This window comes from Arthrobacter sp. BPSS-3 (assembly GCF_044628475.1).
In the GTDB taxonomy this organism is placed as follows: domain Bacteria; phylum Actinomycetota; class Actinomycetes; order Actinomycetales; family Micrococcaceae; genus Arthrobacter.
In genome coordinates, this window is sequence record NZ_JBIMMV010000002.1 from 302,210 (window position 1) to 323,205 (window position 20,996).

Below are 20,996 nucleotides of genomic sequence, written 5' to 3' on the forward strand. Positions count from 1 at the left end.
CCTGAAATTCCAAGGATCCCGCCAGATTGCCTAAGACGTCACGTGGTGATCGAAAAAGTCGAAGCCCCACCAACCGCAAAAAGCTGATGGGGCTTCCCCTTTGCCCAAAAACAACATTCCCCAAACAGCCCTAAGACTCCCGCCTCACCGGAGGACAGACCGGGACATGAGCAACCAGCCCATCGCCGATTACGCGCTGCTGTCCGACTGCCGGTCCGCCGCCCTGCTCAGTGCCGCCGGCTCCGTGGACTGGCTCTGCTTTCCGCGCTTTGACAGCCCCTCCGTCTTCGGCCGGATTCTCGGTGAGTCCGCCGGCCACTGGTCGGTGCGTGCCGCAGGCGTGCGCGGGAGTTCCCGGCGGTACCTTGGACCCTCGATGGTCCTGGAGACCCGGCACCGGACCGATGACGGCGACGTGACCGTCACCGACGCCCTGGTCCTGGGCAGCGGTCGCCGTGGCCACGACCTTGGAGACGGCTCGCCCGGCACCCTGCTCCGGAGTCTGACCTGCACGCGGGGGAGCGTCCACGTGGAGTTCGAGTGCGCGCCGCGCCCCGGCTATGGCCTCCTCGAACCTGTCCTGCGGAGCGTGCCCGGCGGCCTGCTGATCACCGCGGGCGGCGAGGCGCTCACGCTGTCCTCCCCGGTGGCGTTGGAGCCCGACGGCGGGACGGCGTCCGCCACGTTCCGGCTGCGGGCCGGCGAGAAGGTGGCATTCGCCCTGCACCGCCCGCGTGGCGGCGGCGAGGACCCCGTGTTCTGGGACCAGGCGGAGATGCACCGCAGGCTCGCGGACACCCTCGAAGGCTGGACCAGCTGGTCCGGTATCCACCAGAACTACAGCGGGCCCTGGCAGGACCTGGTGGCAGGCAGCGGGAGGGTGCTGCAGGCGCTGAGCTACTATCCGTCGGGAGCGATCGTGGCGGCGCCCACCACCTCGCTGCCGGAGGTCGCCGGGGGCACCCGGAACTGGGACTACCGCTACACCTGGGTGCGGGACGCCAGCATGACGCTCCAGGCGCTGTGGGTGGCCGCCTGCCCGGACGAGGCCGGTACGTTCTTCCAATTCCTGGCGACGGCCGCCGCCCGGCAGCTGGCAGCCGGGGAAGACCTCCACATCATGTACGGCATCGGCGGCGAACGGGAACTTCCGGAACGGGAGCTCAGCCACCTGCCCGGCTGGCGTGGCAGCGCACCCGTCCGGGTGGGTAACGGCGCCTGGGACCAGCGGCAACTGGACGTCTACGGGGAGCTGCTGGACGCGGCCGCCACGATGCGGGATTCCGTGGCGGAGCTGGCACCGGAGACCTTGCGGTTCCTGGCCGACGCCGCCGACGTCGCCGCGGCCCGGTGGCGGGGCCCGGACCAAGGCATCTGGGAAGTCCGGGGCGAGCCCCGGCACTTCCTGTATTCGAAGCTGATGTGCTGGGTGGCCGTGGACCGCGCCATCGGCCTGGCTGGCGTGCTGCGGGCCACGGACCGGGTGCCCGGCTGGACGGCGGCCCGGGAGGAGATCAGGGAATCGATCTGCACCCACGGCTGGAATGAGACGGCCGGGGCGTACACGCAGTCCTACGGCGCCGCCGAACTGGATGCCTCCGCACTGATGCTGGGCATCGTGGGGTTCCTGGAGGGGACGGACCCGCGATTCCTAGCGACCGTGGAGGCCGTGGAGCAACGCCTCACCGATTCCCGCGGGATGGTCTACCGCTACCTCGCCGACGACGGCCTGCCCGGCGGGGAGGGCGCATTCCTGCTCTGCACCTTTTGGCTGGCCCACGCACTGGCCCTCTCCGGCCGGACCGAGCGCGCCCGGGAGGTCTTCGAGCGCGCCGCCGGCTTCGCCACCGACCTGGGCCTGATGGCAGAGGAGGTGGCCCCGGACGGCCCGGAACTGCTGGGCAACTTTCCGCAGGCCTTCAGCCACATCGGCCTGGTGAACGCGGCCTGGGCCATCGGCGAGGCCGAGCGGCGGAGCCGGGAGGAGAATGCCGGGGGAGGCGACGGCGGGGAACAAGCGCCGCGCTGATGCGGTTGGCCCCTATGACAGCATCCCCCGGGATGTCCCGCGACCATTGGAGCGACATTGGCTATCACCGCACATCTGGACCTGACCCTGAAGACCGAAGTCCTCGACACCGCCCCCGACGTCCTACGCGAGACGCTGGCCGACACCCGCGCCTTCGACGGCTGCCTGGGCGTCGATGTCCTGGTCGAGCGGGAGAATCCCACGCACGTCCTCGTCGTCGAACGCTGGGCCTCCATGGAACAGGACGCCGCCTACCGTGCCTGGCGCGCCACCGAGGAGGGCGCCAGCGGCCTCGGCGCCCTGCTGGCCGCCCCGCCGACGCTGACGCACTTCGAGACCTCGTTCGAGGCCTGAGCGCCTCCCGCAACCACAAGGGCCCCCGTCCGGCATCAGCCGGGCGGGGGCCCTTGTCGAGAGCCTCTCGGTACTAGGCCTGGGTCGGCGCTTCCACGGGGGCGTCCGCCGGAGCCAGGACGACGTCGCTGACCGCCAGGTCGCCGTCGCCGGCTATCAGCGTCAGCTCACGGGCGTTCGCCGCGGCCTTCAGATCGCCCAGTCCGGCACGGAGCTGCTGGACCAGGGACTCCGAGCCGGTGATGGCCGCGGAGAGCACCTCGGTGCGCTGCTTGACCTTTGCCTCGGACTTGGCCTTGCGGATGCCGCCCAGGGCCGCGCCGACGGTGGACAGCAGCGTGGTGTCGCCGTCGACCTCCACGGCGGCGGGCCACTGCGCACGGTGCACGGAGTCCTTCCGCCACCAGCTCCAGACTTCCTCCGTGGCGAAGGGCAGGAACGGGGCGAAGAGCCGCAGCAGGGTGTCCAGGCTGGTGGCGAGGGCGGCCAGCACGGAGGCCTGCTGCTCCTCACCGGCGGCACCGTAGGCGCGGTCCTTGATCAGTTCCACGTAGTCGTCGGTGAAGTGCCAGAAGAAGCTCTCGGTGATCTGCAGGGCACGGGCGTAGTCGTAGGCCTCGAAGGCCTTCGTCGCCTGGGCCACCACGTCGGCCAGCTGCGCAAGCACGCCGCGGTCCAACGGGTTCGTCAGGACCGACAGGTCCCCGGAAAGCACCGAGTCCTCGGTGGCGCCGAGGTTCAGGACGAACTTGGAGGCGTTGAGCAGCTTGATCGCCAGGCGGCGGCCGATCTTCATCTGCGCGATTTCGTAGGCGGTGTCCGCGCCGAGTTTGGCCGAGGCCGCCCAGTAACGGACCGCGTCCGAGCCGTACTCGTTGAGCACATCGGTCGGAACAATCACGTTGCCCTTGGACTTGGACATCTTCTTCCGGTCCGGGTCGAGGATCCAGCCGGAAATCGCGGCGTGCTTCCACGGCGCCACGCCCTGCAGGGCGTCGGCACGGACCGCGGTGGAGAACAGCCAGGTTCTGATGATGTCGTGGGCCTGCGGGCGCACGTCGAACGGGAAGACCTTCGAGAAGAGCGCCTCATCGGTGCTCCACCCGCCCACGATCTGCGGGGTCAGCGATGACGTGGCCCAGGTGTCCAGGACATCGGCGTCCCCGGTGAAGCCGCCCGGAACATCGCGCTGGGCTTCCTCGAAGCCGGGAGCGGCGTCCGCGGCGGGGTCCACCGGGAGCTGGCCGTCGGCCGGCAGGATCGGAGCGTCGTAGTCCGGGTTGCCGTCGGCGTCCAGCGGGTACCAGACCGGCACCGGCACGCCGAAGAAGCGCTGGCGGGAGACCAGCCAGTCGCCGTTCAGGCCGGTGATCCAGTTCTCGTACCGGGAGCGCATGAACGCGGGGTGGAAGTCGATCTCCTTGCCGCGGCCGATCAGGCGTTCGCGGCGGTCCTCGTCGCGGCCGCCGTTGCGGATGTACCACTGGCGGGAGGTAACGACCTCAAGGGGCTTGTCGCCCTTTTCGAAGAAGTTGACCGGGTGCATGATCTTCTTCGGTTCGCCGTCCAGCAGGTCCGCGGCGGCCAGCAACTCCACCACGCCCTCCTTGGCGCTGAAGACGGTCTTGCCGGCGATCGCGGCGAAGGCCTCGCGGCCCTCCTCAGTGGTGATCCAGTCCGGGGTCTCGCCGACGATGCGGCCGTCGCGGCCCACGATCGCGCGGGTGGGCAGCTGCAGCTCACGCCACCAGGTGACGTCGGTGAGGTCACCGAACGTGCAGACCATCGCGATGCCCGAGCCCTTGTCCGCCTTGGCCAGCGGGTGGGCCTTGACCTCCACCTCGACGCCGAAGATGGGGGAGGTGACCTTGGTGCCGAAGAGCGGCTGGTAGCGCTCGTCGTCGGGGTTCGCCACCAGCGCGGCGCAGGCGGCCAGCAACTCGGGGCGGGTGGTCTCGATGTAGATCTTCTCGCCGGATTCGGTGAAGAACGGGTAGCGGTAGTAGGCGCCGGCGACCTCTCGGTCCTCCAGTTCGGCCTGGGCCACCGCGGTGCGGAAGGTGACGTCCCACAGGGTGGGGGCCTCGGCCATGTACGCGTCGCCGGCGGCCAGGTTGGCCAGGAACGCGCGCTGGGAGATGGCGCGGGACTTGTCGTCAATGGTCCGGTAGGTCAGGTCCCAGTCAACGGAGAGGCCCAGGGTCTGGAAGAGGTTCTCGAAGACCTTCTCGTCCTCGACGGCGAGTTCCTCGCAGAGTTCGATGAAGTTCCGGCGCGAGACGACGTCGAAGTCGCGCTGGTTCTTGGCCGGCTCGGCCGGGGGACGGTAGTTGGCATCGTAGGGGATGGCCGGATCGCAGCGCACGCCGTAGTAGTTCTGCACGCGGCGCTCGGTGGGCAGGCCGTTGTCGTCCCAGCCCATCGGGTAGAAGACGTTCTTGCCGGTCATCCGCTGGTAGCGGGCCAGGACGTCGGTCTGCGTGTAGGAGAACATGTGTCCCACGTGCAGCGAACCCGACGCGGTGGGCGGGGGAGTGTCGATCGAGTAGACCTGCTCCCGGGTGGTGTCCGGGTTGAACTTGTAGGTTCCTTCGTCAAGCCAGCGCCGGGTGAGCGACGCCTCCAGGCCCTCGAGGGCGGGCTTGTCCGGAACGTTGGTGGGGGCGGTGGTGGGCGTGTCTGTACCCTGCGTGTCTTCAGCCATGGGTCAATTCTTGCAGTTCTTTTCGCTTTAGTTTTCACCGCGTTTCGCGATTTCGGGATCCCGCTGCAATAACGTGCGGGACTATGGAGGAAAATTCGGCGAATTTCGCGATCAAACGCATCTATGACCCGCCCGGGGACGCCGACGGCTACCGGATCCTGGTGGACCGGCTCTGGCCGCGTGGCGTCAGCAAGGAGCGGGCGCGGCTTGACCTGTGGCTCAAGGAGGTGGCCCCGTCCGGGCCGCTGCGCACCGAGTTCGCGCACATGCAGGAACGCTTCGAGGACTTCCGGACCGCCTACGAGGCCGAGCTTGCGGAGAACCCGGCGGTGGAAACCCTGCGCCGGATCGGGACCGAGCACCCCCGCGTGACCCTGCTATTCGGGGCAAGGGACGTGGAAACCAACCACGCCCGGGTGCTGTTGGAGTTCCTCCAGCGCGGTGGCCGCTAACCGCCGCCCGATTCCGATTAGGGTGGTGCCATGACTGAGGGAACCACCAACACAGCAACAGCCAAAGCCGCCGTCGTCACCGGCGCCAGCACCGGAATCGGGCAGGCCACGGTCCGTGCGCTCCGCCGGGAAGGGTGGACCGTGTTCGCCGTCGCCCGCCGCGCCGACCGCCTGGACGCCCTCGCGGCGGAAACCGGCGCCGTCGCGCTGGCCGCGGACGTGACCGACGACGACGCCGTCGCCCGCCTGGTCGAAGAGGTCACCCGCGAAGGCGGTATCGACACCCTCATCAACGTCGCCGGCGGAGCCCGCGGGGCGGACAAGATTGCCGACGGCAAGACCGAGGACTGGCAGTGGATGTACGAGGTCAACGTCCTCGGCACCCTGAAGCTGACCCGCGCCTTCCTGCCGATGCTCCGCGCCTGCGGCGAAGGCACCGTCCTGAACCTCACCTCCACCGCCGGGCTGTCCGCCTACGAGGGCGGCGGCGGGTACAACGCGGCCAAGTTCGGCCAGCACGCCCTCACCGGGGCGCTCCGTCTGGAGGAAGCCGAACACAACCTCCGCGTGATCGAAGTGGCCCCCGGCATGGTGCAAACGGAGGAGTTCTCGCTCAACCGCCTCGGAGACAAGGGTGCCGCGGACAAGGTTTACGCCGGGGTCGAGAAGCCGCTGACGGCCGACGACGTCGCCGACGTGGTCCGCTACGCGGTGACAGCCCCGCACCACGTGAACCTGGACCAGATCATCATCCGGCCGGTCGCGCAGGCGTCCAACTTCAAGGTGATCCGCAAGGGCTGACCGGCCGCTACTGGCCGGAGCAGCCACCTGCCCGGCGGCTTAGCCCGGTAACCTAGCCCGGCGGCTTAGCCCGGCGCCGGGATGGTGAGCGTGGCCACTACGGCCGCGTGATCCGTCCCGGCCACCCGGTGCACCGCGAAGTCCCTGCTGCCGACCGATGGGCCTGTCAGCAGGTGGTCCAGCGTGGTCCCCGGCAGCGGCAGGTCCATCGGCCAGGTGGGGACCAGCCGCGCACCCTGGGCGGTGGCCACGTCCACCAGGGGATGAGCGGCCCCGGCGGAGACCAGGCGCCGGAATTCCGCGTGGTCGTATCCGGCGTTGAAGTCGCCCAGCAGGAGCAGCGGTGGCTGCTGCCCGGCTTGTTGCCGGCCGGCAACGGCGGCTGCTGCTTGCTCCGGCAGCCTGCCGAGGGCCGCCAGCTCCCGGCGCCACTGGCCCAGTCCGCCTCCCACCGGCGCCCGGGTGTGCACGTTCGTCACCTCCAGCAGGGCGGCGCCGCCGTCCGGGGCGGGCAGCTCGAGCCTCGCTGAGGCCATCGGAAACCGGGTCCCGGCCAGGGTTCCGGTCGATTGCAGCGGGAAGCGGGAGTAGAGCGCCCCGCCGGAGGCGTCCCGGCCGGGGGCACTGATCCGGTAGGGAAGCTCCCCGTTGATGCCCGCAGCCTCCAGCCGCTGCTCCAGGGCCGGGGTGTACTCCTGGAGCGCCAGCAGCCCGACGCCATGGTCCCGGACCAGCCGGACGATCTCCCCGGCGTCGGCCCGGCCAAGCTTCGCGTTGATGCTCATTGTCACCAGCTCCGCGCCCCTGCCCCCCGCCGGCGGCAACGGACGCGCGTGGCTGGGCGAAAACAGCCACGCCGCCTGCAGGGCCAGGAGCGCCGCGGCGGCGCCGGCCGCCACCGGACGGCGTGCCGCCACAGCACAGAGCACCGAGAATCCGGCGGGAACCACCAGCCAGGGCGTGAAGGACAGCAGCTGCACCACCGTTTCCGGCCACGGCAGATCCACTTCACGGCACACGGACAGTCCGGCCACCGGCACCCCCAGCAGCCCCGCCGCCGCCAGCCAGCGCCGGCGCGGCACCACCCCGGCCCGGGTTGTCCCGGACAGCCGGTCCGCAACGCCGTGAGGGAGGCCCATTCCCCGAGTGTAGGCAGGCGCGGCGCCCGGGGCGAGGGTTCGGCCGGACGCGACTCGCCCGTATCCCGGGCCGGCGGCCCATGGTGCGCGGCGGGCACCGGCCCCTTTCCGGTACCATCGAACTAACAGCGTCGACCCGGCCATCACCGGTGAGCTTCCGGAAGAACACTCCGGCGCGACCCCACGGTCCGCGCGGTGCCAGTAGAACCGGACGGGTAAGCCCGTCACAGCAGTCAACGAGCGGCCGGCAGCGGTGCGCGTGCCACCCTCACGGGTGGTCCGGGCCCGGAGCCGGTAAGTGAGGTGGTACCGCGGTGCCGGTGTTGTTCCGACAGCACGGGAGCCGTCCTCGCATCCTGAATGAATCCCGTTGTTCACAGCTCAACCCAGGATGTCGAGATGACCAATTACCCCAAGGCCTCAGCCGCACCCTCCGACGCCAGCGCCTCCGGCACGGCTTCCAACGCCGCCGGCGTGTCCGCCTCCGTGAAGTTCCCGGAGATCGAGGAGCGCATCCTCAAGTACTGGGACCAGGACGGCACCTTCCAGGCGAGCATCGACCAGCGGGATGCGGGTCAGGACGGCTCCAACGAATTCGTCTTCTACGACGGACCTCCTTTCGCCAACGGCCTCCCGCACTACGGCCACCTGCTGACCGGGTATGCCAAGGACCTGGTGGGCCGCTACCAGACCCAGCGCGGCCGCCGCGTCGAGCGCCGCTTCGGCTGGGACACCCACGGCCTGCCCGCCGAGCTCGAGGCGATGAAGCAGCTGGGGATGACGGACAAGACCCAGATCGAGGCCATGGGCATCGATAAGTTCAACGATGCCTGCCGCGCCTCGGTGATGAAGTACGCCGACGAGTGGAAGAGCTACGTCACCCGCCAGGCCCGCTGGGTGGACTTCGAGAACGACTACAAGACTCTCAACGTCGAATACATGGAGTCCGTTCTCTGGGCCTTCAAGCAGCTGCACGAGAAGGGCCTGACCTACAACGGTTACCGGGTCCTGCCGTACTGCTGGAAGGACGAGACGCCGCTCTCCAACCACGAGCTGCGGATGGACGACGACGTCTACAAGAACCGCCAGGACCAGACCGTCACCGTGACCTTCCCGATCACGGCGGGGGAGTCCGAGCTCTCGAAGCAGCTCGCCGGGGTTCAGGCGCTCGCCTGGACCACCACGCCGTGGACCCTCCCCACCAACCTGGCGCTCGCCGTCGGACCCGCCATCACCTACGTGGTGCTGCCCGCCGGACCGCACGGAATCAAGGCGGCCTCCGACGACGCCCCGGTCACCGGATCCTTCCTGCTCGCCGCCGACCTTCTCGGCGCCTACGCCAAGGACCTGGGCTACGGCGACGGCGCCGAGGGTGCCGCCGCGGCCGAGGCCGCCGTCGTCTCCCGCCACCTCGGCACGGAACTCGAGGGCCTGACGTACGAGCCGCTCTGGGATTACTTCGCCGACGCCGAGAAGTACGACACTGAGAACGGCTGGCGTTTCCTCGTGGCCGACTATGTCACCACCACCGACGGCACCGGCATCGTCCACCAGGCCCCGGCCTACGGTGAAGACGACCAGAAGGTTTGTGAAGAGGCCGGCATCCCCGTGGTCCTCTCCGTCGACGAGGGCGCGAAGTTCCTGCCCCTCTTCGGCCACGGACCCCTCGCCGCGATCGCCGGACTGCAGGTCTTCGAGGCCAACAAGCCCATCACCCAGGTGCTCCGCGCCGAGGGCCGCCTGGTCCGCCAGGCCAGCTACGAGCACTCCTACCCGCACTGCTGGCGCTGCCGGAACCCGCTGATCTACCGTGCCGTCTCCTCCTGGTACGTCGAGGTCACCAAGTTCAAGGACCGCATGTCCGAACTGAACCAGGAGATCAACTGGATCCCGGGCAACGTCAAGGACGGCCAGTTCGGCAAGTGGCTGGCCAACGCCCGCGACTGGTCGATCAGCCGCAACCGTTACTGGGGCAGCCCCATCCCGGTCTGGCAGTCCAGCGACCCGGACTACCCGCGCACCGACGTCTACGGCTCCCTCGCCGAGATCGAGGCCGATTTCGGCCGGCTGCCGCTGAACAACGACGGCCAGGTGGACCTGCACCGTCCGTTCATCGACGAACTGACCCGCCCGAACCCGGACGACCCGCGCACGCCGGAAGAGGGCCAGTCCGTCATGCGCCGCGTCGAGGACGTCCTGGACGTCTGGTTCGACTCCGGCTCCATGCCCTACGGCCAGGTGCACTACCCGTTCCAGAACGAGGAATGGTTCGACACGCACAACCCGGCGGACTTCATCGTCGAGTACATCGGCCAGACCCGCGGCTGGTTCTACATGCTGCACATCCTCTCGACGGCACTGTTCGACCGCCCGGCGTTCCGCAACGTCATCAGCCACGGCATCGTCCTCGGCTCCGACGGGCAGAAGATGTCCAAGAGCCTGCGCAACTACCCGGACGTCTCCGAGGTCCTGGACCGCGACGGCTCCGACGCGATGCGCTGGTTCCTGATGTCCAGCCCCATCCTGCGCGGCGGTAACCTCGTGGTCACCGAACAGGGCATCCGCGACGGTGTCCGCCAGGTCATCCTGCCGCTGTGGAACGTGTACAGCTTCTTCACCCTCTACACGAACGCCGCCGATGGTGGCGCCGGGTACGACGCCAAGCTCCGCTACGACGGCTACGCCGACACCCTGGACCAGTACCTGATGGCCAACACCGGCGACCTGGTCCGCAGCATGACCGAACAGTTGGACAGCTATGACATCTCCGGCGCCTGCGACGAACTGCGCGGCTACCTGGACATGCTCACGAACTGGTACGTCCGGCGCAGCCGCCAGCGGTTCTTCGACGAGAACACCGATGCCTTCGACGCGCTGTACACCGCGCTGGAGACCGTCTGCCGCGTCGCCGCCCCGCTGCTGCCGCTGATCTCCGAGGAGATCTGGCGCGGCCTCACCGGCGGGCGCTCCGTGCACCTGGCCGATTGGCCGGACGCGGGCCTGTTCCCCGCCAACGCCGGGCTGGTGGAGGCGATGGACCGGGTGCAGCAGATCTGCTCCACCGGCTCCTCGCTGCGTAAGGCCGCGAACCTGCGGGTGCGCCTGCCTCTGCAGGAACTCACCGTGGTCGCCCCCGGCGCGGATGCGCTGGCGGGCTTCGCCGCCGTCGTCGCCGACGAGCTGAACCTGCGCACCGTCCGCGTGCTCGACGCCGACGCCGCCTCCCCGGAGGAGTTCGGCATCGAGCAGAAGCTGGTGGTCAACGCCCGCGCCGCCGGTCCGCGGCTGGGCAAGAACGTCCAGCAGGCCATCAAGGGCTCCAAGTCCGGCGACTGGTCCGTGAACGACGCCGGGGTGGTCACCGCCGGCGGCCTCGAACTCGAGCCGCAGGAATACACCCTGGAAACCGTCGTGGCCGAGGCCGCGGCAGGGGAGGGATCACGGGCGGCGGCGGTCCTGCCCGGCGGCGGGTTCGTGGTCCTTAACACCGAGGTCACGCCGGAACTGGAGGCCGAGGGCACCGCCCGCGACCTGGTCCGCGCCATCCAGCAGGCCCGCAAGGACGCCGGGCTGAACGTCAGCGACCGGATCCGCACCACCGTCACCGCGTCCGCAGCCGTCGTCGAGGCGCTGCAGGCCCATGCCGGCCTGGTCAAGACCGAGACGCTCAGCGTGGACCTGGACACCGTCCCCGCCGACGTCAAGGAACCGCAGGTCAGCGTCGAAAAAGTCACCGTTGAGGCAGGGGCATAATCCATGAGCGACGAATTTTCGGTCGAGAGCGTCTACGCCGAACTTCTGGGCCGGGCGCCGGAGAACAAGATGGAACCCCGGCTGGCGCCGCTGCGCCGGGCGATGGACATCCTGGGGGAGCCGAACAAGGTCTTCCCGATCATCCACGTCACCGGCACCAACGGTAAGACCTCCACGGCCCGGATGATCGAGGCCGGGCTGCGTGCCCACGGCCTGAGCACCGGCCGGTACACCAGCCCGCACCTGTCCAAGGTCACCGAGCGGATCAGCATCGACGGCGAACCGGTCTCCGATGAGACCTTCGTCCGGATCTGGGACGAGATCCGGCCTTATCTGGAGATCGTGGACAACGAACTCATCGCGGAGGGTCAGCCCCGGCTGACCTACTTCGAATGCCTCACCATCCTGGGTTTCGCGGTCTTCGCGGACCAGCCGGTGAATGTGGCCGTGATTGAGGTGGGCCTGGGCGGCATCACCGACGCAACGAACGTCGGCGACGGCCTCGTCTCCGTCATCACCCCGATCTCCCTGGACCACACGGACCTCCTGGGCGACACCACCGAGGACATCGCGCACGAGAAGGCCGGCATCGTCAAGCCCGGCGGCTTCCTGGTTAGCGCCGCGCAGCCGGTGGACGCCGCCCAGGTGCTGCTGGAGAAGGCCAAAGAGGTGGGAGTGCCGTTCCGCTTCGAGGGCGTCGAGTTCGGCGTCGAGTCCCGCACCGTGGCCGTCGGCGGCCAGATGGTGACCATCCAGGGCCTCGCGGACCGGTACGAGGGCCTCCTGGTGCCGCTGCACGGCGCCCACCAGGCCGAGAACGCCGCCGTCGCCGTCGCCGCCCTTGAGGCGTTCTTCGGCGCGGACAAGCCGCTGAACCCCGAGGTGCTCCAGGAGGCCTTCGCCGCCGTCACCTCCCCGGGCCGGCTGGAGGTGCTACGCACCGCCCCCACCATCGTGGTGGACGCCGCACACAACCCGGAGGGCATCCGGGTCTCCGCCGAGGCGCTCCAGGAGGCCTTCAGCTTCAGCAAGCTGGTGGTGGTCCTGGGCATCCTGCAGGAAAAGGACGCCGAGGAAATCCTCCGCCAGCTCAAGGACTCCCTCGAGGACGTGCCGGCCGAGTTTTGCTTCACCCAGTCCAACTCGCCGCGGGCCATCCCGGCCGAGGAACTCGGCGAGCTGGCCTTGGACCTGGGCTTCGGCGAGGATGTCGTGCACACCGCGGAGAAGCTCGACGACGCCCTCGAATGGGCGGTGGAGCGGGCCGAATCCAATGACGACCTGGCCGGCGGCATCCTGGTCACCGGTTCCATCACGCTCGTGGCCGAGGCCCGGATCCTGCTCGGAAAGTCCGAGGCGTAACCGATGGCGAAACTCACCAAGGCCCAGCGCGAGTGGCGCCCGGGCATGCCGAAGAAACGGCGTTCCACCAAGGTCATGTTCGCCTCCACCGTCCTCCTGCTGGAGGCCTTCGTGGCGCTCTTCGGGACCCTGGCCGTGTTCGGCCTGCGGCGCGGGGAATTTCCCCCGGCGCTGGTCTTTGGGCTCGGCATCGGGCTGGCCCTGGTGCTGGCACTGACCTGCGCGGTGCTGACCAAACCGTGGGGCGTTGCTCTGGGCTGGGTACTGCAGCTGGTGCTGATCCTCACCGGTTTCGTGGAACCGACCATGTTCGTGGTGGGCGCCCTGTTCGCCCTCACCTGGTGGTACGGCATCCGCACCGGCATCCGGATCGACCGCGAGGCGGCCCAGCGGGACCGGGAGCAGGCTGCCTGGGAGGCCGCCAACCCGGAGACCCCGAGCAACTAGACTTGTCCCAAACCCACCCCAACACATTGGAGCAGCTGTGAGCATCGAGCGCACCCTAGTCCTGGTCAAGCCCGACGGCGTCGCCCGCAACCTGACCGGCAGCATCATCGCCCGGATCGAAGCCAAGGGCTACACCCTGGCCGAACTGAAGAAGGTCAACGCCACCCGCGAACTCCTCGAGCAGCACTACGAAGAGCACGTCGGCAAGCCCTTCTACGAGCCGCTGGTCGAATTCATGCTCAGCGGCCCCGTGGTCGCGGCGATCTTCGAAGGCCACCGCGTGATCGAGGGCTTCCGTTCGCTGGCCGGCACCACCGACCCGACGACGGCGGCTCCGGGCACTATCCGTGGCGACTTCGGCCGCGACTGGGGCGTCAAGGTCCAGCAGAACCTGGTCCACGGCTCCGACTCGGTGGAGTCCGCCGAGCGCGAGATCAAGATCTGGTTCTAGGCTCTCCGCCCACGTGGGCGTGCTAAAAAAGCCGGGGCCGGTGTTCGTCATCGAACACCGGCCCCGGCTTTTTCGCGCTGCTGCGGCCTCTTAGTAGCCGGACGTACCGACGAAGACCTGGATGAAGGCGAAGAAGATCGTGGCGACGACGGCGATGTAGAGCAGGGCGGTCAGGATCCAGCCGGACTCGCCCAGGATGCGGGTGGCGCCGGCGGGCATCGGAATGACGCCGTGGGTGATGTTGCGGACGGTTACCCAGACGAAGAGCGGAATCATGGCCGCCCAGACGATCATGCAGAACGGGCAGAGGATGTGGATCGAGTACAGCGCCTGCGACCACAGCCACACCACGAAGGCGAAGCCCAGGGTCACGCCGGTCTGCAGCCCGATCCAGTACCAGCGGGCGAAGCGGGCGCCGGACAGCAGGCCCATGCCGGTGGTGATGATCACGGCAAAGGCGACGATCCCGATGAACATGTTCGGGAAACCGAAGAGTGAGCTCTGCCAGGTCTGCATCACCTGGCCGCAGGAGATCCAGGGGTTGACGTCGCAGACGGTGACGTGGCTGGGGTCCTTGAGGACGGCGAGCTTCTCCAGCACCAAGGCGCCGGAGGCGAGCCAGCCGACGACGCCGGTAATCACCAGCAGCCAGCCGAACGGCCGCGGCCGGGTCATCGACGGAACCTGCCGGTCCGCTTCGGCCGGTCCGTTGTCCCGTGCCGGGGTGGCCACGTCGTCAGGGGCGTGGGAGATGCTGGGCATGGATCGTTCGTCCTTTGCGTCGGTTCTCGGTGCTGGGTCTTCTCATGGTCAGGTTCTCTGTGTTCTGGTCCGTCGCGACCGTAGCGGTGGCTGCGGAACGGCGTGCTCAGGCCGATTCTATCGCCGGAGGCTGGACGAATCCCGGGTTCCGGTCCCGGCCACCCCCTCGCGTACCGGTGATTCGGTGTCATGTGCGTCCGGGATGTGTGGCCTAAGCCGGCATTTCCGAGTGCTGTGAGACAATGAAGCTGGCTGGGACGTGAACCACATTCGCGCTTCAGTCCGGCGACTTCGAATTCAAGACCGCCAATGAGGAGCAGGGATCTTCCCGGGTCTGATGATCCGGTTTTCCCGCAATGCCATTGGACGGCACCTGGTTGTGATGCATCGATCAACGGGTTCGCAGCGAAGCCGCCGGCCCTCCAGGGCTGCCGCACCCCAAGGCCGGTGCGAACCTGAGGGTATTCAATTGACTTCTGTCAATGCCTGCGGGTGTTGACAAATATTTGCCCCCAGGGCGCCGGATGTGGCGGCGCATCAGGGGCAGGAGCGTGGCCTCATATGGATAATGAACAGCTGGAAACGGGCAACGACGAAGCAACGGTTTCCGACGCCCCCATGACCGACGGCGCAACCGCCACCGAGGTGCCGGAAAAGCCTAAACGGGCACCGCGCACCCGAAAGAAAGCGGCTCCCAAGGCCGAAGCGGCCGCACCGGCCGATGAAACCGCCGACGCCGCGGCTCCCGCCGCAGGCGCCGAAGCAGACGCTGCCAATGCAGACAACAGCGTCCCGGCCGATGCCGCGGAGGAACCCGCAGCGGAGAAGGCCCCGGCGCGCCGGACCCGCACCCGCCGCCAGGCCGCCCCGAAGGCAGCCGCAGCACCCGAGGCTGACGCCGCGGACGAAGCCCCCGCCCTCCTGACCGTTTCCGAGGCCGTGGCCCCCGCCGACGTTCCCGCCGATGCCGAAGCTGGGGCCGATGTCCCGCGCAAGCCGGTCCGCCGCCGGGCCAGCCGCGCCAAGGCTGCCCCCGCCGAGGTGCCCGCGGAAACCGCCCCGGAGGCCGGCGCCACCGACGACGCGCCCACGGCTGATGCTGCCGTTGCCGCCCCGGACGCTCCCGCCGCCGCCACCGAAACCCCCGCCGAGCAGGCCCCGGCAACGGAGGCCCCCGCCGAGGAGGCCCAGGAAACCGAAACGCCGTCGTTGTTCCTCGCCCCTTCCGCCCCCGGCGCCGTCACCTCCATGCTCTTCCAGGCCCCGGACCTCACCGCTGTCGTCCGTCCCGCCCCTGCCGCGGCAGCTGCCGAGGACACAGACACCGACGAAGACGAGGAAGACGACGAGCAGGGCAACCGCCGCCGTCGCCGCAGCCGCGGCCGCCGTGGCCGCAGCCGGGTCTCCGAGGCCGACACCGACGCCGAGCCCGGCGACGAGGACGCCGAGGAGGGCCGCGAGGCCGCACTGGAGGACGGCGTGACGTCCCGCCGCCGCCGTCGCCGCCGTCGCGGTGACCAGGACCTCGAACTGACCGGCGGCAGCGACGACGACCCGCCCAACACCGTCACCCGGGTCCGCGCGCCGCGCACCGTCAGCGAAGCACCGGTCAGCAACCGCGTCACCTCGGTCAAGGGCTCCACCCGGCTGGAGGCGAAGAAGCAGCGCCGCCGCGAGTCCCGCGACACCGGCCGCCGCCGCACCGTCATCACCGAAGCGGAGTTCCTGGCGCGCCGCGAATCCGTGGACCGGCAGATGATCGTTCGCCAGCGCGACGACAGAATCCAGATCGGTGTCCTCGAAGACGGCGTCCTGGCCGAGCACTTCGTCTCCAAGACCCAGCAGGACTCGCTGATCGGCAACGTCTACCTGGGCCGCGTGCAGAACGTGCTGCCCTCCATGGAGGCGGCCTTCGTCGACATCGGACGCGGCCGCAACGCCGTGCTGTACGCCGGCGAGGTCAACTGGGACGCCGTCAACCTCGAGGGCAAGCAGCGCCGGATCGAGAACGCGCTCAAGTCCGGCGACTCCGTCCTGGTCCAGGTGACCAAGGACCCGGTGGGCCACAAGGGCGCCCGCCTCACCAGCCAGATCTCGCTACCCGGCCGGTACCTCGTGTACGTGCCCGGCGGTTCCATGACGGGCATCTCCCGCAAGCTGCCCGACGTCGAACGCAACCGGCTCAAGCGCATCCTCAAGGACCGCTTGCCGGAAGACGCCGGCGTGATCGTCCGCACCGCGGCCGAGGGAGCCTCGGAAGAGGAGCTGACGCATGACATCAACCGGCTCCGCGCCCAGTGGGAGGGCATCGAAAGCCAGGCCACGTCCACCAAGATCCTCGCCCCGGAGCTCCTCTACGGCGAACCGGACCTGACCATCAAGGTGGTCCGCGACGTGTTCAACGAGGACTTCTCCAAGCTGATCGTCTCCGGTGAGGAGGCCTGGGACACCATCGAGGCCTACGTCACCTACGTGGCGCCGGACCTGGTGGGCAGGCTCGAGAAGTGGACCAAGGACACGGACATCTTCTCCGCCTGGCGCATCGACGAGCAGATCCACAAGGCTCTGGAACGCAAGGTCTTCCTGCCGTCCGGCGGCTCCCTCGTGATCGACCGCACCGAGGCCATGACCGTGGTGGACGTCAACACCGGCAAGTTCACCGGCTCCGGCGGCAACCTCGAGGAAACCGTCACCAAGAACAACCTCGAAGCGGCCGAGGAAGTCGTCCGCCAGCTGCGCCTGCGCGACATCGGCGGCATCATCGTCATCGACTTCATCGACATGGTGCTCGAATCCAACCGCGACCTCGTTCTGCGCCGCATGGTGGAGTGCCTGGGCCGGGACCGGACCAAGCACCAGGTGGCCGAGGTTACCTCGCTCGGCCTGGTGCAGATGACCCGCAAGCGGATGGGCACCGGCCTGCTGGAAGTCTTCGGCGAGCAGTGCGAGGCCTGCGCCGGCCGGGGCGTCGTCACGCACGACGAACCGGTCGAGCACCGCCGCGCCAACACCGTCGCCGCGGAACACCACGTTCCGCGCACCGAGCAGCAGCCCGCCGCCCGCAACGAGCGCAAGCGCCGCCGCGGCAAGGGCGGCCAGGGCACCGAGGGCCAGCAGCAGCAGGTGCCGGCGGCCGGGCACCACGAGCCCACCGAGGCCGAGCGGCACGCCAAGGCCGAGGCCACCCGTGCAGCGCTGGCGAATATCGCGGCGGCGGCCCACGCGGCGCACCTGCACGACGGCGACGCCACGGCAGCGCCCGACGCCGAGACCCGGCAGGCGGCGCTGGACGCCGCCGTCGAGCTGGCCTCCACCGAGGAAGCAGCCGGTCGTCCCGCCGCCGTGCTGACGTTCGGCGGCGAGCAGGTGGCCCTGCCCTTCGTCGAGCACGCCGAGCAGGCGCCGCAGCCGGCCCTGACCCTGGACCTGCTGACCGAGGCGTTCGCCAACCTGGGCGACTCGGACTCGCGGGACCGCCAGTCCGGGACCACGGAGTCCGCGGTCCGCGAGGCCGTCCCGTCCGTGGAAGCGCCGTCCGTGGAAGCACGGTCCGTGCAAGCCCCCGCCCCGGAGGCTGAAGCACCCGCCGAGGCTCCGGCCGCCGGACGGTCCGCCGACCAGTCCCGGGCCACCCGTGGCCGGGGACGTGCCCGCACGGCCCGGATCCAGCCGCCGAACGCCCGCAACCGCGCGGCCGAACCGGAAAACCGCAGGGAACCCGCCCCGCAGGAGGCTCCGAAGCAGGACACCCGGCAGCAGGAGGCTCCGAAGCAGGACACCCGGCAGCAGGAGGCTCCGAAGCAGGACACCCGTCGGCAGGAGGCTCCCAAGACGGCCGCGCCGGCGGCGGCCCCCGTCGCCACCCGCACTCCGGCGGCAGCGGAACCGGCCACCGGCCAGCGCCGTCCGCGGCGGCACCGTAGTGCCAGCCGTGCCCAAGGGGCAGCCAACGAGACCGCCATCGAGCAGCGCCGGCAGGCCTCCGCCCCGTCCGGCCAGGGCTCGGTCCACGAGGCCAAGGCACCGGAAACGGTCAAGCCTGTGGTGAAGGACAACGGCGGCCCGATCATCCTCGGCGTCGGCGTACCGGCCTCGGAGCTGTAACCGCTCCGCCGCCGCACCACCCGGTACCGCTCAGTACCACCCGCGGGTATCGCCCGGATTCGACCTTTCGAAGCGTCGACTCCGGGCGGTACCCGCGAGCCGGTTAAGGGGAGTCCGGCCGGAGGTGGGACCGGGCAGAACGGGCCGCCGGGCAGCGAAACCGGGGAGGGGCGCTACGCTGGAACGCGACACGGGGTGCCGCGCATCGGGCCGGCTGAGATCCACACCCGTTGAACCTGTCCGGTTAGCACCGGCGAAGGGATGTCTCTTGTCTTCGACCCAACCCGCGGTAGCACCCGCGGCTCTCTCAACCACTCCCGCGGCCGGCGCCAGTTTCCTGCAGACGGTGTTCCCGGCATCCAGGGCCGACGCCGCCGGACCCGAGGCGTCGGCCGGCACGGCCCACGCGGCCACCGGGCGGGCCCGGGTCCCCAGGGTCCTGGCCATCGCCGGTTCCGACCCCTCCGGCGGCGCCGGAATCCAGGCGGACCTGAAGAGCATCGCGGCCATGGGCGGCTACGGCATGGCCGCCATCACCGCCCTGACCGCGCAGAACACCCGCGGCGTCCGGTCCGTGCACGTGCCCCCCGCCGCCTTCCTGACCGAGCAGCTGGACGCCATCGCCGAGGACATCACCATCGACGCCGTCAAGATCGGCATGCTCGGCGACGCCGGCGTCATCGACGCGGTGCGGGCGTGGCTGGAACGTACCCGGCCCGCCGTCGTCGTCCTGGACCCCGTCATGGTTGCCACCAGCGGTGACCGGCTGCTGCAGGAATCGGCCGTCGCGGCCCTGCACACCCTGCTGCCGCTCGCCGACCTGGTCACCCCGAACCTGGCCGAACTCGCCCTCCTGCTGGATGAACCGGTCGCCGCCGGCTGGGCGGAGGCGCTGGAGCAGGGCAAGCGCCTCTCCGCGCTGGCCGGAACCACGGTCCTGGTCAAGGGCGGCCATCTCGAGGAGGACGCCGACGGCGGGTGCCCGGACGCGCTGGTCAACAGCGCGGGACTGCCCGGCAGCGAGACCGTGGTGGTGCCGGGGGAGCGGGTCGACACCCGCAACAGCCACGGCACCGGGTGCTCGCTGTCCTCGGCCCTTGCCACGGCCTACGCCGCCGGCGGGGACTGGGAAGCGGCGCTGCGCCGCGTCAAGCCCTGGCTGCTGGGGGCGCTGCGCGAGGCCGGACGGCTCGACGTCGGCACCGGCAACGGACCCATCCACCACTTCCACCACCTCGCCCAGCCGGCGGAACCGGGGCCCGGGGCCGGCACGGAACACTTCACGGAACGCCTTAGGGAACCCGGCGACTTTGCCACCGGCCTCGAGCCCCTCGCCGCGGAGGGCCTGTCGGAGATCTACGCCCTGGACTTCATCCGGGGCTTGGCGGACGGAACCCTGCCGGAACACGAGTTCGCCTACTACCTCGGCCAGGACGCGCTCTACCTCAACGGCTACTCCCGGGTGCTGTCCCGCGCCGCGGCGCTAGCCCCGACGGAGGCGGAGCAACTGTTCTGGTCACGGTCGGCCGCCCAGTGCCTTGAGGTTGAGTCGGAACTGCACCGCAGCTGGCTGGCCGGGCGTGCCGGCGCCCCGCGGCGTCAGGGTCCGGTCACCAAGTCCTACGTGGACCACCTGCACGCCGCGTCCCTGGCCGGCAGCTACGGGGTCCTCGTGGCCGCGGCGCTGCCCTGCTTCTGGCTCTACGCCGAGGTGGGCGCCGCGCTGCACGCTCAGTTCCTGGCAGCGGGCGCGGACGAAAGCCACCCCTACGCGGCCTGGCTGCGGACCTACGCGGACGAGGCCTTCGCCGAGTCGACCCGGCAGGCGATCCGCTACACGGACGCCGCCGCGCGCCGCGGTTCCGCCGCCGAACGGGGCGCCATGACCGAGGCGTTCGTCCACTCGGTGCGCTTCGAGGTGGACTTCTTCGACGCGCCGAGGCTGCACGCCTGACCCGGAACGGGAGCCGCGGCCGGTAAGGTGGTGGGGCGCGGTTCCCGAAAGCGGCTGCGGCGCCCGGTCCGGTTCCTTGGAAAACGGCACTGTGGCACCGGTCACGCCCGACTCTCCGGGGCCTGCCTCGTTTGCGGCCGAAGGCGAAATTAGCGTAGTCTTGATCTTCGGTGCTTACGCCAACACTTGGGTTATGACCCTGAGGAACTGTCCACCCCACGCGGGACGGATGATCCACGGGATAGCTCATGGGTTCCCCCGGGGAACCTGCCGGCGTTGAGGCACAGCGTGAGCCGCTCCGGTATTTCGGGGCCAGGTTCCGCACGCAAATCTAGTAATAAACGTCGAGAGAAGTGAGTTCCCCAGTGGTGTACGCGATTGTCCGCGCAGGCGGCCGCCAAGAGAAGGTTTCTGTTGGAGACTTCGTTACCCTGAACCGCGTCCCCGGTGGAGCCGGCAGCACCTTTGAGCTGCCCGCACTGCTCCTGGTGGATGGTGACAAGGTCACGTCTGCCGCAGCGGACCTGGCTAAGGTAACGGTTACGGCTGAGATCCTGGAAGACCTCCGTGGTCCCAAGATCGTCATCCAGAAGTACAAGAACAAGACCGGTTACAAGAAGCGCCAGGGTCACCGTCAGGAACTGACCAAGGTCAAGATCACCGGTATCAAGTAACTTTCCGTTA

General features: G+C 69.4%; 14 protein-coding genes and 1 riboswitch. Of the genes, 11 read left to right on the forward strand and 3 right to left on the reverse strand.

Annotation, left to right across the window (positions count from 1 at the left end):
- Positions 1-166 precede the first annotated feature (166 nt).
- Positions 167-2,029 carry a glycoside hydrolase family 15 protein gene (locus ACFVY3_RS04415; RefSeq protein WP_400158882.1) on the forward strand — a complete coding sequence of 621 codons (1,863 nt, stop codon included), beginning with the start codon at positions 167-169 and terminating at the stop codon, positions 2,027-2,029.
- A gap of 57 nt (positions 2,030-2,086) precedes the next feature.
- Positions 2,087-2,383: an antibiotic biosynthesis monooxygenase family protein gene (locus ACFVY3_RS04420; protein WP_364135176.1), complete on the forward strand. Its 297-nt coding sequence runs from the start codon at positions 2,087-2,089 to the stop codon at positions 2,381-2,383.
- Between the two features lie 73 nt (positions 2,384-2,456).
- Here ACFVY3_RS04420 and valS read toward each other — a convergent pair whose 3' ends face one another.
- Positions 2,457-5,087, reverse strand: coding sequence for a valine--tRNA ligase (valS, locus tag ACFVY3_RS04425; RefSeq protein ID WP_400158883.1), 2,631 nt, complete (start codon positions 5,085-5,087; stop codon positions 2,457-2,459).
- 83 nt (positions 5,088-5,170) lie between these two features.
- On the opposite strand from valS, the gene ACFVY3_RS04430 reads away from it, so the two are divergent.
- Both ACFVY3_RS04430 and ACFVY3_RS04435 read left to right on the forward strand, forming a co-directional pair.
- Positions 5,171-5,539: a DUF488 domain-containing protein gene (locus tag ACFVY3_RS04430; protein WP_400158884.1), complete on the forward strand. Its 369-nt coding sequence runs from the start codon at positions 5,171-5,173 to the stop codon at positions 5,537-5,539.
- A gap of 30 nt (positions 5,540-5,569) precedes the next feature.
- Positions 5,570-6,340 carry an SDR family oxidoreductase gene (locus tag ACFVY3_RS04435; protein WP_400158885.1) on the forward strand — a complete coding sequence of 257 codons (771 nt, stop codon included), beginning with the start codon at positions 5,570-5,572 and terminating at the stop codon, positions 6,338-6,340.
- Between the two features lie 65 nt (positions 6,341-6,405).
- Here the strand turns inward: ACFVY3_RS04435 and ACFVY3_RS04440 are convergent, their stop codons facing one another.
- Positions 6,406-7,479, reverse strand: a complete 1,074-nt coding sequence (locus ACFVY3_RS04440; RefSeq protein ID WP_400158886.1) for an endonuclease/exonuclease/phosphatase family protein — start codon at positions 7,477-7,479, stop codon at positions 6,406-6,408.
- Positions 7,480-7,878: 399 nt separating this feature from the next.
- On the opposite strand from ACFVY3_RS04440, the gene ileS reads away from it, so the two are divergent.
- The 4 genes from ileS to ndk are packed head-to-tail and all read left to right on the forward strand — an operon-like array spanning position 7,879 to position 13,492.
- On the forward strand, positions 7,879-11,232 hold the full coding sequence (ileS, locus tag ACFVY3_RS04445) for an isoleucine--tRNA ligase (protein WP_400158887.1): 3,354 nt from the start codon (positions 7,879-7,881) through the stop codon (positions 11,230-11,232).
- A 3-nt stretch (positions 11,233-11,235) separates the two neighbouring features.
- Positions 11,236-12,594, forward strand: a complete 1,359-nt coding sequence (locus tag ACFVY3_RS04450; RefSeq protein WP_400158888.1) for a bifunctional folylpolyglutamate synthase/dihydrofolate synthase — start codon at positions 11,236-11,238, stop codon at positions 12,592-12,594.
- Between the two features lie 3 nt (positions 12,595-12,597).
- Positions 12,598-13,041, forward strand: a complete 444-nt coding sequence (locus ACFVY3_RS04455; RefSeq protein WP_364135196.1) for a DUF4233 domain-containing protein — start codon at positions 12,598-12,600, stop codon at positions 13,039-13,041.
- A gap of 37 nt (positions 13,042-13,078) precedes the next feature.
- On the forward strand, positions 13,079-13,492 hold the full coding sequence (gene ndk, locus ACFVY3_RS04460; protein WP_290257619.1) for a nucleoside-diphosphate kinase: 414 nt from the start codon (positions 13,079-13,081) through the stop codon (positions 13,490-13,492).
- Positions 13,493-13,582: 90 nt separating this feature from the next.
- Here the strand turns inward: ndk and ACFVY3_RS04465 are convergent, their stop codons facing one another.
- Positions 13,583-14,254: a vitamin K epoxide reductase family protein gene (locus ACFVY3_RS04465; protein ID WP_364135200.1), complete on the reverse strand. Its 672-nt coding sequence runs from the start codon at positions 14,252-14,254 to the stop codon at positions 13,583-13,585.
- Positions 14,255-14,815: 561 nt separating this feature from the next.
- Here ACFVY3_RS04465 and ACFVY3_RS04470 point away from each other — a divergent pair.
- From ACFVY3_RS04470 to rplU, 3 genes are all read left to right on the forward strand, one after another.
- Positions 14,816-18,358 (forward strand): Rne/Rng family ribonuclease, encoded by a 3,543-nt coding sequence (locus ACFVY3_RS04470; protein WP_400158889.1) that lies wholly within the window; start codon positions 14,816-14,818, stop codon positions 18,356-18,358.
- 181 nt (positions 18,359-18,539) lie between these two features.
- Positions 18,540-18,637: riboswitch (TPP riboswitch) on the forward strand.
- A 160-nt stretch (positions 18,638-18,797) separates the two neighbouring features.
- Entirely contained in the window at positions 18,798-20,312 is a 1,515-nt protein-coding gene (locus ACFVY3_RS04475) for a bifunctional hydroxymethylpyrimidine kinase/phosphomethylpyrimidine kinase (protein WP_400159058.1), read from the forward strand.
- A gap of 365 nt (positions 20,313-20,677) precedes the next feature.
- On the forward strand, positions 20,678-20,986 hold the full coding sequence (rplU, locus tag ACFVY3_RS04480) for a 50S ribosomal protein L21 (RefSeq protein WP_290257883.1): 309 nt from the start codon (positions 20,678-20,680) through the stop codon (positions 20,984-20,986).
- Positions 20,987-20,996 lie beyond the last annotated feature (10 nt).